The sequence below is a fragment of the Nonomuraea antri genome, assembly GCF_013283785.1.
Lineage (GTDB): Bacteria > Actinomycetota > Actinomycetes > Streptosporangiales > Streptosporangiaceae > Nonomuraea > Nonomuraea antri.
The window spans coordinates 21,098-35,947 of the sequence record NZ_JABCPZ010000032.1; the positions used below are offsets into that span (position 1 = coordinate 21,098).

Sequence of the window (14,850 nt, forward strand, 5' to 3'; positions counted from 1 at the left end):
CACGTATCCGCACCCCCACGTGCCCAGACGCAGAAAGGCCGGTCGGTTGTCAGAACCGATGACTTCTCAGGAGCCGAGTCCCCGTCGAGGCCGCAAGGGCGAGCGCACGCGCGAACGCATCCTCGACTCCGCCATGGAGCTGTTCTCCCGCTCCGGCTTCAACGCCGTGTCGCTGCGCGACATCGCCGCGCACGCGGGACTGACCCACGCGGGTCTGCTGCACCACTTCCCCGGCAAGGAGAGCCTGCTCACCCAGGTGCTCGGCCGCCGCGACGAGGTCGACCTGGAGGTGATGTCCGGGCCCGAGCACGACTTCAGCCCGGAGGACCTCGTGCCGCGCGTCATCGACCAGGTCGAGCGCAACATGCGCACGCCAGGGCTGGTCAGCCTCTACGTGAAGATCTCCGGCGAGGCGACCGACCCGGAGCACCCCGCGCACGAGTTCTTCGTCAGGCGGTACCGGCGGCTGCGCAAGCACGGCGTGCGTTTTCTCACCGAGCTGTTCGCGCACCAGACGCCGCCGCTCGCGCACGACCCCGACGCGGTCGCCCAGCAGCTCATCGCGCTGCTCGACGGCCTGCAGACCCAGTGGCTGCTCGACCCCGACACGGTCGACATGCGGACGACGGTGGCCGCGTTCTTCACTCAGCTCGGCCTGGATCAGAACACCATTCGAGGGAGCTCATGACATCGATTTCCCAGCTCACCCTGGCGGAGAAGGCCGCGCTCACCTCGGGGAGCGACACCTGGCACACCCAGGCGGCCGGTGACGTGGTGCCGGCGCTCACGCTGTCGGACGGCCCGCACGGGATGCGCCGCCAGGTGAAGTCGGCCGGCGACGCGCTCGGGCTGAACAACAGCCTGCCCGCCACCTGCTTCCCGCCGGCGGTGGCGCTCGGCTCGTCCTGGGACCCCGAGCTGGCCCACCGGGTGGGCGCGGCGCTGGCCCGCGAGGCGTCCGCGCAGGGCGTGGACGTGGTGCTCGGCCCCGGCGTCAACATCAAGCGCTCGCCGCTGTGCGGGCGCAACTTCGAGTACTTCTCCGAGGACCCGCACCTGACCGGGGTGATGGGCGCGGCCGTGGTGACCGGGATCCAGTCGCTGGGCGTCGGCGCGTGCGTCAAGCACTTCGCCGTCAACAACCAGGAGACCGACCGGATGCGCGTCAGCGCCGAGGTCGACGAGCAGACGCTGCGCGAGATCTACCTGCCGGCCTTCGAGCGGGTGATCCGCGACGCGCGCCCGTACACGGTCATGTGCTCCTACAACCGGATCAACGGCGAGTACGCCAGCCAGCACCGCTGGCTGCTGACCGACCTGCTGCGCGGCGAGTGGGGCTTCGACGGGCTGGTGATGTCCGACTGGGGCGCGGTCAACGATCGGGTGGCGGCCCTGGCCGCCGGGCTCGACCTGGAGATGCCGCCGACCGGCACCGACGCCGAGATCGTCGAGGCGGTGCGCGCCGGGCGGCTTGCCGAGTCGGTGGTCGAGCTGGCCGGTGAGCGGCTGCTCAAGCTGGCCAGGCGGGTGGAGAACCGGCGGCGCTTCGACGGCTGGGACGTCGCGGCCCACCACGAGATCGCCCGCGAGGCCGCCCGCGCCGGCGCGGTGCTGCTGAAGAACGACGGCGGCGTGCTGCCGCTGGCGCCCGGCCGGCGTGTGGCCGTGCTCGGCGAGCTCGCCCGCACCCCGCGCTACCAGGGCAGCGGCAGCTCGCACGTGGTGCCCACGCGGCTGGACAACGCGCTCGACGCGCTCGGCGCGGCCATCGAGGTGTCCTTCGCCCCCGGCTACCGGCTCGACGGCCACCCGGACGAGGAACTGGCCGCGCGGGCCGTCGAGGTGGCCGCGGCGGCCGACGTGGCGGTGCTGTTCCTCGGACTGCCCGACGCCGCCGAGTCCGAGGGCTTCGACCGCACCACGATCGACCTGCCCGCGGCCCAGGTCGAGCTGCTGCGCCGGGTGGCCGAGGCGGGCCCCGAGGTCGTGGTCGTGCTGTCCAACGGCGGCGTGGTGTCGGTGTCGGAGTGGCAGGAGTGCGCCTCGGCCGTCCTGGAGGGCTGGCTGCTCGGCCAGGCCGGCGGGAGCGCGCTGGCCGACCTGCTGCTCGGCACGCACAGCCCGTCGGGCCGGCTCACCGAGACGATCCCGCTCCGGCTCGCCGACGTGCCCTCCCACCTGTACTTCCCCGGCGCCGACGGCCGGGTGGTCTACGGCGAGGGCCGCTACGTCGGCTACCGCCACTACGACACGCTGGGCACCGAGGTCGCCTACCCGTTCGGTCACGGGCTGACCTACACCCGCTTCGACTACTCCGGCCTGGAGACGCGCGAGACCGGCGAGAACGAGTGGAGCGTCGAGCTCACCGTCACCAACGCGGGCGAGCGGTTCGCGCACGAGGTCGTCCAGCTCTACGTGGCCTTCGAGGCCGAGCGGCCGGTGCGGCCGCGGCGCGAGCTGCGCGGCTTCGCCAAGATCGGGCTGAACCCCGGCGAGAGCGAGCGGGTGCGCTTCACGCTGACCGGCGCGGACCTCGCGCAGTGGTCGGTGTCGCGGGGCGGCTGGGCGATCGACGCCGGGCCGTTCGCGGTCGAGGTCGGCGCGTCCTCGCGCGACATCAGGCTGCGGGCCGAGCTGTCCTCTCCCGGAGACGGCTACGCCGGGCCGCTGACCGGGATGTCCACGCTCGGCGAGTGGCTGGCCCACCCGGTGGGCGGCAGGGTGCTCAAGGAGCTGCTGAGCCAGGGGACCGGGCTGCCCGACTTCGAGCGGGCCGATCCGGCGCTGCTCGGGCTGGCGCTCGGGGTGCCGCTGATCAAGTTCCGCACGTTCGGCATCGGGTTGTCGGCCGAGATCGTCGACCGGCTGGTGTCGGCCGTCGAGCAGGGCTGAACACCCGGGCGGGGGTGCGCGCACCCCGCCCGGGTGCTCAGGCCGGGGTCAGCGCGCCGGCGCGGGCGACCTCGCCCAGCCAGCGGGCGCTCGGCTTGACCGTGCGCTCGAACGTCTCGCGGTCCACCGAGACCAGGCCGAAGGTGGCCGCGTAGGAGCCCCACTCGTAGTTGTCGAGCAGCGACCAGTGCAGGTAGCCGCGCACGTCCACGCCGTCGGCGAGCGCGGCGTGCAGCCCGGCCAGGGCCGCGCGGGTGTACTCCACGCGTTCGGCGTCGTCGGCGGTGGCGATGCCGTTCTCGGTCACCAGGATCGGCACGCCGGGCGCCCTGGCGGCGGTGTAGCGGACCGCGTTGCCCAGCGCGGCCGGGTAGAACTCCCAGCCGGTGATCGTGCGCCGGACGTCGCCGGGCACCGGCAGCGCGCCGTCCGCGCCGACACGCACCCGCGTGTAGGCCTGCACGCCGATGAAGTCGTCGTCCTTGGCCACCTCGATGAACCGGTCCTCGCGCGGCCAGGCCCAGGCGTCGCGTTCGGCCGTGGCGCCGTCGGCGGCCTCGAAGTTCTGGTTGGCGATCGTCCAGCCGGACCTCAGCCCGGCCAGTTCCTCGCGGGCGGCGCGATGCGCGGCGGCCAGCCCGTCGGCCACCGCCTGGTCGGGGGGCGGCAGCGCGCCGGCCACGCCGCCCTCACGTTCGCCGCCCTTGATCAGGTTGGCCATCATCGCGAGCATGTTGGGCTCGTTGATCGTGCACACGTACGCGACGTCGTCCAGGATGGGCCGCACGGCGCGGACGTAGCGGCGGAACCGCTCGGCCGCCTCCCCGTCCGTCCAGCCGCCCGCCCGCTGGAACCACAGCGGGCTGGTGAAGTGGTGCAGCGTCACGATCGGGGTCAGCCCGCGCTCGAGACAGCCCTCGATCATGCGGCGGTAGTGCGCCAGCACCGCCCGCGAGATCTGGCCTTCCACCGGCTCCACGCGGGCCCACTCGATGCCGAAGCGGTAGCTGTTGAGCCCGAGGTCACGCACGATGTCCAGGTCTTCGCGCCAGCGGTGGTAGCTGTCGCAGGCGTCGCCGCTGCGCTCGCGCAGGAACCCGCCGGGGCGGCCTTCTAACGCCCACAGGTCGCTGGCCACGTTGTTGCCCTCGATCTGGTGCGCGCTGCCCGCCGCTCCCCACAGAAACCGCTCAGGGAATGAGAGTTCCACGCTGCCGCCCTTCGTTCTCGCTACACGACTGGGCGAAAACCTACCATGTGGTTAGTATTTTCGTCCTAGGCGTCGATGGCCGCGCGCAGCATGGGCAGCGCGCGTTTCAGCGCCCGCTCCCAGTACGGCCAGGTGTGCGTGCCCCGGCCGTAGAAGTCGGTGGTCACGCGGGCTCCGGCGGCCCGGGCGCGCTCGGCGAACGTGGTGGACTGGTCTAACAGGGCGTCCTCGTAGTCGGCCCGCGCGCCCGGGCCGTCCAGCGGGCCCGGCCTGCCGTCGCCGCACGACACGTACAGCGGCATCCCCTTCAGCCGCGCGGCCAGGGCGGCCGGATTGTGCGCGGCCCAGACCTCGCGGTCGGCGGACGGGTCGCCCCACAGCAGGTCGGGGTCCTCGCCCTGCCTGCGGACGAGACCGCGCACGCCCTCGGCGCCCGTCTCGATGTCCAGCACGCCGGAGAACGAGGCCGCGGCGCGGAACATGCCCGGGTTCCTGGCGGCGTAGATCATCGCGCCCAGCCCGCCCATCGACAGGCCGGCGACCGCCCGCTTCGGCCCCGCGCCGAACTCGGCCTCGATCAGCGGGAGCAGTTCGCGCAGGTGGTAGGTCTCCCATCGGGGGCCGCTGAGCCAGTCGGAGTAGAAGCCGGCGCTGCCGCCGTCCGGGATGACCACGATCGCGCGCAGGGACGCGGTGACGCGCTCCGCGCCGCCCATGGTGACCCAGTCGAGCTGGTCGCCGCAGCAGCCGTGCAGCAGGTAGAGGACCGGCCAGGGACCCGAGCCCGGCCGCCAGCCCTCGGGCAGCAGGACCCTGACGGGCGAGGTGCGGCCGAGCGCCCGTGACTCGACCGTGAGGTCCCTGCCCCGCTCCCCCGCCTGCTTCGCGGCCACGACTCTGGCGCCCGAGGTGGGGGCGGCCGGGGTGACGCCCTGGGTGGTGCAGGCGCCGATGAGGAAGGCGGCGGCCAGTGCCGCCAGATACCGTCTCGCCCGCGGAACCGTCATGGAACTCCCTCAGCGTTATGTATCCGAGCGTGACTTGACATGCGCTGACAGCTTGCGGCACGCGGTGAGCTACGGAAAGATCCCCAGACATACCCCGCCACGGACCGTGTTCCGCCACGGACCGGCAGGATCCCCCGCAGGTTGACAATAGACATGGAGAGGCTGTCATGCAGCCACAGGAGACCATCGAGCAGTTCGGTTACCGGCAGGAATTACGGCGCGGGGTGGGCTTCGTCGACCTCGTGTTCTACGGCCTGATGTTCATGGTGCCGATCGCCCCCTTCGCGATCTTCGGCATGGTCTACAGCAAATCAGGCGGTATGCCGGCCCTGGCTTACCTGGTGGGCGTGGTGGCCATGCTCTTCACCGCCGCCTCCTACGCGCAGATGGTCAAGGCGTTCCCGCTGTCCGGCTCCGTCTACAACTACGCGGGCCGCGGCATCGCGCCGCCGGTCGGCTTCCTGACCGGCTGGGCGATCCTGCTCGACTACATCCTGGTGCCGTGCCTGCTGTACCTGATCGCGTCGATCGCCATGAACGCGATCGCGCCCGGCATCCCGGTGCTCGGCTGGCTGGTCGTCTTCGTCGTGATCAACACCGTGATCAACCTGCGGGGGATCAAGATGACGGTGCAGCTCACCAAGATCATGATCGTCGCGGAGCTGGTCGTCCTGGTCCTGTTCCTGCTGGTCGGCGTCTGGGCGCTGGCCTCGGGCAAGGGGCAGGGCTTCAATCTCAACGCGTTGTTCAACCCCGACACCTTCTCCTGGCCGCTCATCTTCGGCGCGGTCTCCATCGCCGTCCTGTCCTTCCTCGGCTTCGACGGCATCAGCATGCTGGCCGAGGAGTCGTCGGGCGGGTCCGCCGAGGTGGGACGGGCCATGCGGATCGCCCTGGTCCTGGCCGCGGTGCTGTTCGTCACCCAGGTCTGGGTGGCCGCGCTCCTGGTGCCCGACCCCGCGATGATCGCCAGGGCCGGGGACACCGCCTTCTACGAGGTCGCCGCGTACGCCGGCGGCGACTGGCTCAGGCACGTCACCACGGCCGCGACCGCCGTCTCCTGGGGCGTCGGCAACACGATGGTCGCCCAGGTCTCGGTGTCACGCCTGCTGTACGCGATGGCCCGCGACAGGCAGCTCCCGTCGTTCCTGGCCAGGGTCTCGGTCAAGCGCTCGGTGCCGACCAACGCCACGCTGCTGGTGGCCGCGACGTCGATCGCGATCGGCGGCTGGATGTCCCTGCGCGAGGACGGCGCGGGACTGCTCACCAGCCTGGTCAACATGGGGGCGCTGATCTCGTTCGCGGTGCTGCACCTGTCGGTGATCGTGCACTACCTGATCCGCGGCCGCTCGTCGAACCTCTGGGCGCACCTGCTCGCGCCGCTGATCGGCATGGCCGTGCTGGTCTTCGTGGTGTTCTACTCCGACTTCAACGCGCAACTGGTGATGATGGTCTGGCTCGGGCTCGGCCTGGTGGTGCTGGGTGTGCTGTACGCGCTCGGCCGCCGTCCCACGCTTCCCTACCCGGTGGCCGCCGAGAAGTGAGTAGCATCACTATCCCGGCCAGATCGGGACCCCTGCAGTAAAGGATCGCCCCCGCAATGGAACGGCTGCCGCTCCACCAGGAGCTGTACCTCATCTCCCACGACCACTCCGGCAAGCCCCTGATCCATCAGTCCTCGATGGCGCTCGGGCTGGCCGGGGCGGTGCTGCTCGACCTGGCCCTGCGCGAACGGCTCACGATCGTCCAGGGTCAGGCCTCGGTCAGCGACCGCACCCCGGTCGGCGACGCGGTCACCGACAGCCTCATCCCGCAGATCGCGCAGGACCGTGCCAACCGCGACGTCAAGTTCTGGATCAAGCGGCTGGCGCCCGACATGTACGACCGCACCTGCGGCAGCCTGGTGGCCGCCGGGGTGCTGACCAAGGTGACCAAGCGGCGGCTGGGCATGTTGCCGTACACGCGTTACCAGCTCACCGACATGGCGGCGGTGGTGCGGGCGGCGGCCGGGGTGCGCTCGGCGGTGGAGGGCTGGAAGCAGCCCGACGACCGCAGCGCGGCGCTGTGCGGGCTGGTCGCGGTGCTGCGCGTGGAGACCGAGCTGTACCTCGACCAGCCGTCCAGCCAGCTCGTCGGCCGGTTGCGCACCATCGCCCGCGAGAGCACGCCCGCCGTCCAGGACGTCGTCACCATCGTCGAGACCCTCATCGCCGAGGCCGCGCTCGCCGTCTACCGGTAGATCGTTGACCTGATGCACGCGTAACGGGCATCGTGGGGCGGATGAGCGGCGAAGAGACTCGCGACGGCGTGTCGCTGACCAACCTCGACCAGCCCCTGTTCGACGGGGCGGACGCGACGAAACGCGACCTCGTCGACTACCTCGACGCGGTGCACGACAGGATCGTGCCCGCGCTGAGCGGGCGCGCGCTCTCGGTGCTGCGCGTACGCCCAGGTCAGGAGGCGTTCATGCAGAAGAACCTGCCCAAGTACGCCCCCTCCTGGATCCGGACGATCTCCGTGTGGGCCGAGGCGTCCCAGCGGCGGGTGACGTACGCGCTCTGCGACGACCGGCCCACCCTGCTGTGGTTCGCCAATCAGCGAGCCGTCGAGTACCACCCGGCGCTGTACCGGGGCGACCACTTCACGCACCTGATCCTCGACCTCGACCCGCCGGAGGGCGACTCGTTCCAGCTCGCCGTGCGTGCCGCCTTCCTGATCCGTCAGGCGCTGGCCGAGGCCGGGCTGTCCGGCGCGGTGAAGACCAGCGGGGCCAAGGGGGTGCACGTGTTCGTCCCGGTGGTGGCGGGCATCCCGCCTGAGGACCTGGCGGCGGCCACCCGGGCGGTGGCCGCGCGGGCCGAGCGGATCGACCCGGCCCTGGCCACCACCGCGTTCATCAGGGAAGACCGGGCGGGCAAGGTGTTCCTCGACTCCACGCGGGCCGGGGGCGCCACCGTGGTGGCCGCCTACAGCCCGCGGGTCAGGCCCGGCGTGCCGGTGTCGTTCCCGGTGGCCTGGGAGGACCTGGACCGGGTGTCGCCGGCCGACTTCACCGTACGCACCGCGCCCGGGCTGCTGGGCGGGTCCGACCCGTGGGCCGAGCGGATGCCCGCCGCGCAGTCGCTGCCCGACGACCTGATCGCCGAGGGGCACACCATCCCGGTCGCCCGGGTGCAGGCCATGCACGAGGGCAAGCGCCGCGCCAAGGCCCGCCGCGAGCAGACCTGAGGCCCGCCCCGGTCACCGGCCCTTCCGCCGAACCGGAAAGGGCCGCCCGGTCACCGGGCCGCCCCTTCGCCGAACCGGAAAGGGCGGCCCGGTCAGGGGCCGCCCTTCCGCCCTCACGGGGTCAGAGCCTGGGCTTCTTGGTGTCCTCCTGTCTGGCCTGCTCGACGGTCTGACGGACCTCGGCGACCACCGACCCGAGCACCGCGCGCTGTTCGAGCGTGTGGGCCAGCCCGTCCGCCAGGCTTGCGCCGCGCCGCTCGTCGCCCTGCCTGACCAGCGCCCTGGCCACCCGGGTCACCTCCTGGGTGAGCCTGATGTGGCCGAGGGTCTCCGCCGCGGTGTTCATGTCGCCGTAGGCGATCGACACCATGCGCTCGGCGACGTCCGGCTGCGCCCTGGTGACGGTGAACCTGCGCTCGCCGTCGGTGACCTCCAGGACCCGGCCGGGCACCGCGGAGATCCTGGCCACGCAGGCCGCCGCGTACTTGGCGACCGCGCGTTCCTGCTGGCCTTCGGCGATCTCGCGCAGGGTGTCCATGGCCCCGGTCAGCACCCGGCTGCCGCCGAAGGTCAGCACCCGGCCCACCTCGTCGGTGAACAGGTCGTCGGCCGCCCGCTCGTGCTGGTGGGAGTCCGGGCGCGACACGCGGACGGCCAGCGGCGCCGACAACACGTCGCCGCTGTCCGCGCGGACCGCCGCGTAGGCCAGGTACGAGCCCGGCTCGTCGATCAGCCAGCCGGACCGTCCCGCCGACAAGAACAGCGGCGCGTACAGCGACTCGCCCGGCTGCAGCACGTGCGGCTGCGGCGCGGTGCAGGAGGCCGCGTACGGGACCCACTGCCGTGCCTCGCGGCCCTCGCGGCTGACCACGACGCCGAGCCTGTCGCTCTGCAGGATGTTGCGGTCGACCACGACCGGCACCGCGGAGACGTTCTTGAGCTTGAGCTCGGCGGTCACCGGCTCCAGCATCTCGTAGCGCGCGCTGGCCCGGTTGAGCCGCAGCGAGAGCTGCAGCAGACCGCCGGCGCGGGCCCTGGCCTGCTCGAAGCCGTGGTGGTCGAACCACGGCATGTTGCCGTGCTGGACGAACCTGGCCGGCGCGTGCCGCAGGAAGACCAGCTCGTTCTCGCTGAACAGGTAGCGGAAGTCGGCGAAGAACGCCTGCGGGCCGCCGTTCACCAGGAACGGGTAGTTCATCGGGCTGCGGGCCTCCTTCTCGTCGGCCAGCGGCATCCACGGCCCGTTCCCCTGGTGCACCAGCGACTTCTGCCACGAGTGCGCGAGGTTGAAGGTGTGGCCGATCTCGTGGACGGCCGTCCAGAACCGCATCCGGTGCACGGCGGCGAGCGCGTCGGGGTCGCCGGGTGGCGGGTCGGAGATGAAGGAGTTGAGGAAGATCGCGCAGCCCTGGCGCTGTGCGGTGCCGATGTCGTCGAACATGATCCCGCCGAGGCTCGCGCCGGCCTCGTGCTGGCCCGCGAACAGCGTCCAGAGCTGCCACTGCGCGGTGTCGGCCCACTTCGTCCAGTGGCGCTGCATGGCGTCGTGCATCTCCAGGTCGGACCACTTGGCGTCGTTCATCGCCTCGCTGATCGGGATCTGGTCGCCGCCGCCGGTGTTGATCACCCTGATGCCCTGGCGCGAGAACACCTGCTCCACCGTGAGCGTGACGTTGGGCAGGTCCACCGGCCGGTTCGGGTGGGAGTGCAGCGGATACGACGTCACCAGCGAGGCGTCGCTGGCGCAGTCGAACTCGATGCCCACGGTGCGGAAGTGGGAGTCGCGGAAGGTGTAGTGCCGGGTGGAGGCGGGCATGCCGCCGCCGGTGAAGCGGACCTGCGCGGTCCGCATGCCGAACGGCAGGCTCGACAGCTTGACCGCGATGTGGGTGTGCGGGAGCAGCGTCAGCGGGCCGTCCCGGTAGGTGATCGCGCCGGTGTAGGTCTTGGTGTTCTGCTGGTAGGCGACCCGGGCGATCCAGGTCAGCCGGCCCTGGAACAGCTTGAAGATCGAGCCGCTGATCGTCATGGTCGGCGCCAGGCCGTCCACGTCGACCCGCAGTTCCTCGATCTCGATGCGCGGGGGTATCGCCTGCTCCGACTCCACCACCTGCTCGGCGGGCGCGCCCTCGCCGGGCTGGACCGGCAGGTGGTGCACCGGGTTGCGGAGGTAGACGCCGCTGCGCCGGAAGATCGGCAGGATGGGCGGGATCGCCTCGCCCGTCGCCTGGCTCATCATCTCCGACAGCTCGGCCAGCCGCCGCATCGCCTCTTCCTGCGTGAGCTCGTCCTGCCCAGCCTGCTGATCGATCTGCTGCTCGGAGTACTGCTGGGTCTTGGTCGTGGGTTTGTCTGTGGCAGCCACTTCGGTCTCCTCGGCCTGAGTCGGTACTTCGGCCATCTCCGGAGGCTCAGAGGTAACGCAGCGGCGTGGCGTCGGCGCTCATGCGCAGCCCGGACGGGTGCCTGGACACGCGGACGACCGGCGCCGTGCCGGTGTCGGCCCGCGCCGCCGCCTCCACCGGCGGCTGCTCCCCCACCTGCGTGCGCGTCCGCGTGCGCACCTCGATCCGGTGTTCGCCCGGCGACGTCTCGACGGTGAACGTGTGCGCCATCCCGATCTGCGTTCGCGTCCGCACGCCGTCCTGGTCGAAGACGACCTCTCCGTCCAGCAGGATCGTCACCCGCTCGCCGGAGAACCCCTCCTCCAGAGCGATCGTCAGTGACGGCATGCGGCCCACCTCCTGGAGTTGTTCACCCACGCTAGAACGGCGGGTGGCGGACGGCCCCAGGGTCCGGATCGGGGAAAACCCTAGCCGCGCCGGTCCCCGGGCGGCACGGGGTGGCCGCCTCGGGCGGCAGCCGGTCGCCTCGCGGCGGTCAGCCGGCGGCGGAGCCCACCGAGCGGCGGTCGGCGGCGGCCGCAGTGGACGCGGTGGACGCGGCGGCCGTGGTGGACAGCGGCAGCATGACCTCCACCCGCGTGCCCCCGCCGGGCTCCGCGCTGACGACCGAGATGCCGCCCAGCTCCGCCGCGCGTTCCCGCATCGAGCTGAGCCCGACCCCGGAGCGGTACTCCTCCGGCAGCCCCTGGCCGTCGTCGCCGACCAGCAGCCGCAGCGCGGCCCGCTCGCGCCGCAGCACCACCCGGGCGCGCGTGGCCTGGGCGTGCCTGCGCACGTTGGTCAGCGCCTCCTGGACGATCCGGTACACCGCCACCTCCACGGCCGCGGGCAGCCCGGTCAGGTCGCCCTCGACCTCCACGGTGATCTCGGTGCCCGCCGAGGCCTGCCCGGCCAGCTCGCGTACCGCCTGGGCCAGGCCCAGGTCGTCGAGTGCGGGCGGGCGCAGGCCGTAGACCAGTTCGCGGACGTCGCCGGTGACCGCGTCCATGCCGGAACGCAGGTCGCGCAGCAGCGCGTCGGCCGCGTCCGGGGAGTTCTTCAGGCGGCTGCGGGCGATGTTGAGCGTCATCGCCATGGCGGTGAGCGTCTGCCCGAGCCCGTCGTGCAGGTCGCGGCGCAGCCTGCGGCGTTCCTCCTCGCGCGCGGTGAGGATGCGTTCCCTGGAGCGCTGCAGGTCGGCGGCCATGCGTACGGCGTGCGCCACGTCCGCCGCGTACGGCGTGAGCGTGGCGAGCACCCGCTCGTCGTGCGCGGCGGGGAACCTGCGCGGCCCTGGCTGCCCGACGAGCAGCCTGCCGACCTGTTCGCCGTGCCAGACCAGCGGCACCTCGCGCGGGTCCGGCCCCACCGGGCCGCTCTCCACGTAACGCGGCTCGCCGTCGGCCACCTCCACGGCCACGCCCTCGACCGCCAGGCCGTCGCGCAGCACGCTCACCACCGAGGTCAGCGCCTCGGCGGGGTCGCCGCGCCGCACCGCCTGGGTCAGGCGTTCTGCCAGCACGCGCGGGTCGCCGACCCGGCCGTACAACATCCGGTCCACGGTCCGCTGCAACGCGCGCCGCAGCGGCTGGAAGAACGCCCCGGCGAACAGCGCGGACGCCAGCCCGGCGATCTGGTCGTAGCCGGAGACCAGCAGGCTCGACAGCGTGCCGACGCCGAAGTAGACCGCGCTCACGACGACCAGCAGCCCGACCGCCACGAACGTCCTGCCGATCACGGTGTCGATGCCGTAGAGCCGGTACCGCATCACCGAGAACGCCACCGCGATCGGGATCAGCGTCGCCCAGCCGATCGCCAGCCAGGTCATCTCGGGCACGAACGCGCCGACGATCAGGAACACGACGTACCCGCTGAAGGCCAGCAGCGGCCAGCCGATCTGCCGCTTGCCCACCGGGTCGGCGCGCCTGAGCCTGATCAGCAGGGACAACGCGGCCAGCGCCATCGACAGGTAGATGCCCGTCCAGGCGATCGCCGAGATCGCGTCGTTGACCGGCACGAGCGCCCTGACCTGCAGCGGGTTGTGGATCACGGCCGGGTAGCGGTAGCCCACGGGCGAGGGGTCGGGGCGGAGCATCAGGTGCAGCAGCTCCACGCTGAGCGCGGTGATGCCGAGCACGACGACCGGACGCCAGCGCGGCGAGGGCAGGCGGCCGTCGGGCGAGTACAGGGGCAGCAGCGAGGTGAGCGCCATGCCGCACAGCGCCCACCCGATCACGCCGGGGAAGCGCAGGAAGCCGGCCAGCGCCAGCTCGCCGTCGGCGGCCGAGCGGAACATCAGCGCGTACGAGAAGTCGCTGACGGCCGCGGCCATCCCGCCGGCGCTCATCAGCCAGGCCAGGTTGAGCCCGGGCCGGTGGGCGAGCAGGAACGCGCCCACGGCGGGGAAGGTCAGGGCGACGGCCGACTGGGGTGTCACGGGGGTCGCGGGCAGCCACTCGGCGGGCAGCTTCGCGAAGATCACCATGGCGGCCACTTCGAGGAGCGGGGACAGCACCGCCATCGCGATGGCGACCACCCTTGTTACCATCCGCCCATCCTGTCCTTGGTTCTCCCGGCCTGCCTCAGGATTATGGCCCCTGCACCTGAATGCGTCCGTCCAATTTAGGGGTATTTGTCAAAGATCGTCCCGCTTGTGAATCAGGGGACGTACGGCGGCAGGTGGAAGAGCTGCCTGATCGTCTGCTGCACGGTGACCTTGTCCGCCCGGGCGTCGATGGTCATCACGTACTCCTTGCCCCGGAACAGCTCCACCACCGGGTCGGTCTTGTCGTGGTAGTCGCGCAACCGCTTGGCCAGCGCGTCGGGGGTGTCGTCGGCCCGGGTGACCAGTTCGCCGCCGCAGACGTCACACCGTCCCTCGACCTCGGGCCGGTGCGCGATCAGGTTGTAGTCCATGCCGCAGCGCGAGCACAGCCGCCGGGCCAGCACCCGCCTGCGCACCTCCTCGTCCGGCAGGTCGAGCAGGATCACCCCGTCGATGTCGTAGCTCTCCAGGAAGAACTCCGCCTGCCTGCGGTTGCGCGGGAACCCGTCGACGACGAAGCCGTAGTTCCAGTCGTGCTGCTGCAACCGGTCCCTGACGACGGACTCGACCAGGTCGTCCCCCACCAGCTCGCCCGCCGTGACCACGCGGCGCACCTGGGCGCCGAGCTTGGTGTGGTTCTTGACGTGCCAGCGGAAGATGTCACCGACGCTGATGTGCACGAGGTCGAGATCGCGGGCGAGCAGCGTGGCCTGGGTGCCCTTGCCGCTGCCCTGCACCCCCATGATCACATATTTCCGCATATTAACTCCCTGGCGTGATCGGCATCGAATCCCTCATTCAACACGCTGCCCGCACAGCGGGTACGTAGCGGGACATGGTGACCACCTGGACCCGTACGACCCTCACCCCGGCCGACTGGCTGATCGACGCCGCAGAACCGGACGACCCGGCGATCGCCGCGCGGGTCGGACACGCGCTGGAGCACGGCCCTGGCTTCACGGTGGTGCGCGGCCTGCCCGTCGCGGACCACGGCGACCCGATCCCCCGCCGCTTCGCCCGCCTGCTCGGCGTGCCGCGTCCGGAGCCGACCGGCCTGGTCACGGACCTGTCTGGCCGGGGCGAGCCGCGCCGGGGCATGGACACCGGGCCGCTGGCCCTGCACACCGACCGCGCCGGGCCGCCGCGCCCGCCGCGGCTGCTGGCCCTGCGTTGCGTGCGCGCGGCGGCCGCGGGCGGCGATTCGGTGCTGGCGAACGGCCACACCGTGCACGCCCGCCTGCGGACGAGCCATCCCGGCCTGGTCGAGGAGCTGTACCAGGACTTCCACTTCGGCACCGGCCGGGTCTACCCGGTCTTCACCCGCGACCGCCGGGTGCACTACAACCGCCACTGGATCGAGCGCGGCAACCAGGCCACCGGCCGGCCGTTCAGCGCGCGGACGCGGGCCGCGCTCGACGCCTTCGACGCGGCACTGGCCGACCCCGGCCTGACCGTCGAGCTGCGCCTGCGCCCCGGCGACCTGCTGATCCTGGACAACACCTCGATCCTGCACGGCAGGACCGCCTTCACCGACGACCCGGACAACCCCCGCTGCCTGCTGCGGCAGTGGCTGGACTGACCGGG

General features: G+C 71.9%; 12 protein-coding genes. 6 read left to right on the forward strand and 6 right to left on the reverse strand.

From position 1 onward, the window contains the following. Nucleotides 1-58: 58 nt before the first annotated feature. Both HII36_RS13445 and HII36_RS13450 read left to right on the forward strand, forming a co-directional pair. Nucleotides 59-688 (forward strand): TetR/AcrR family transcriptional regulator, encoded by a 630-nt coding sequence (locus HII36_RS13445; protein WP_173523478.1) that lies wholly within the window; start codon nt 59-61, stop codon nt 686-688. Continuing rightward, on the forward strand, nt 685-2,892 hold the full coding sequence (locus HII36_RS13450) for a glycoside hydrolase family 3 C-terminal domain-containing protein (protein ID WP_173523479.1): 2,208 nt from the start codon (nt 685-687) through the stop codon (nt 2,890-2,892). The genes HII36_RS13445 and HII36_RS13450 overlap by 4 nt, the downstream gene beginning before the upstream one ends. A gap of 37 nt (nt 2,893-2,929) precedes the next feature. On the opposite strand, the gene HII36_RS58615 is transcribed toward HII36_RS13450, so the two are convergent. Then, nucleotides 2,930-4,102: a glycoside hydrolase family 1 protein gene (locus HII36_RS58615; protein ID WP_173523480.1), complete on the reverse strand. Its 1,173-nt coding sequence runs from the start codon at nt 4,100-4,102 to the stop codon at nt 2,930-2,932. A gap of 65 nt (nt 4,103-4,167) precedes the next feature. Next, on the reverse strand, nt 4,168-5,109 hold the full coding sequence (locus HII36_RS13460; RefSeq protein ID WP_173523481.1) for an alpha/beta hydrolase: 942 nt from the start codon (nt 5,107-5,109) through the stop codon (nt 4,168-4,170). Nucleotides 5,110-5,276: 167 nt separating this feature from the next. On the opposite strand from HII36_RS13460, the gene HII36_RS13465 reads away from it, so the two are divergent. From HII36_RS13465 to HII36_RS13475, 3 genes are read left to right on the forward strand one after another with little or no spacing between them, the layout of a single operon-like run. After that, the gene (locus HII36_RS13465; protein WP_173523482.1) at nt 5,277-6,653 is read left to right on the forward strand and encodes an APC family permease; all 1,377 of its coding nucleotides are present in this window, start codon (nt 5,277-5,279) and stop codon (nt 6,651-6,653) included. A gap of 56 nt (nt 6,654-6,709) precedes the next feature. Further along, nucleotides 6,710-7,348: a GOLPH3/VPS74 family protein gene (locus HII36_RS13470; RefSeq protein ID WP_173523483.1), complete on the forward strand. Its 639-nt coding sequence runs from the start codon at nt 6,710-6,712 to the stop codon at nt 7,346-7,348. Between the two features lie 41 nt (nt 7,349-7,389). Further along, on the forward strand, nt 7,390-8,337 hold the full coding sequence (locus tag HII36_RS13475; RefSeq protein ID WP_173523484.1) for a DNA polymerase domain-containing protein: 948 nt from the start codon (nt 7,390-7,392) through the stop codon (nt 8,335-8,337). Nucleotides 8,338-8,458: 121 nt separating this feature from the next. Here the strand turns inward: HII36_RS13475 and HII36_RS13480 are convergent, their stop codons facing one another. From HII36_RS13480 to HII36_RS13495, 4 genes are all read right to left on the reverse strand, one after another. Continuing rightward, nucleotides 8,459-10,702 (reverse strand): hypothetical protein, encoded by a 2,244-nt coding sequence (locus HII36_RS13480; protein ID WP_173523485.1) that lies wholly within the window; start codon nt 10,700-10,702, stop codon nt 8,459-8,461. 46 nt (nt 10,703-10,748) lie between these two features. After that, nucleotides 10,749-11,069 carry a hypothetical protein gene (locus HII36_RS13485; protein WP_173523486.1) on the reverse strand — a complete coding sequence of 107 codons (321 nt, stop codon included), beginning with the start codon at nt 11,067-11,069 and terminating at the stop codon, nt 10,749-10,751. 148 nt (nt 11,070-11,217) lie between these two features. Further along, nucleotides 11,218-13,269 carry a sensor histidine kinase gene (locus HII36_RS13490; protein ID WP_173523487.1) on the reverse strand — a complete coding sequence of 684 codons (2,052 nt, stop codon included), beginning with the start codon at nt 13,267-13,269 and terminating at the stop codon, nt 11,218-11,220. A 110-nt stretch (nt 13,270-13,379) separates the two neighbouring features. Beyond that, on the reverse strand, nt 13,380-14,027 hold the full coding sequence (locus tag HII36_RS13495) for an adenylate kinase family protein (RefSeq protein WP_173523488.1): 648 nt from the start codon (nt 14,025-14,027) through the stop codon (nt 13,380-13,382). A gap of 74 nt (nt 14,028-14,101) precedes the next feature. Between HII36_RS13495 and HII36_RS13500 the strand changes: the two genes are divergently transcribed. Further along, nucleotides 14,102-14,845 (forward strand): TauD/TfdA family dioxygenase, encoded by a 744-nt coding sequence (locus tag HII36_RS13500; RefSeq protein WP_173523489.1) that lies wholly within the window; start codon nt 14,102-14,104, stop codon nt 14,843-14,845. Nucleotides 14,846-14,850: the final 5 nt, after the last annotated feature.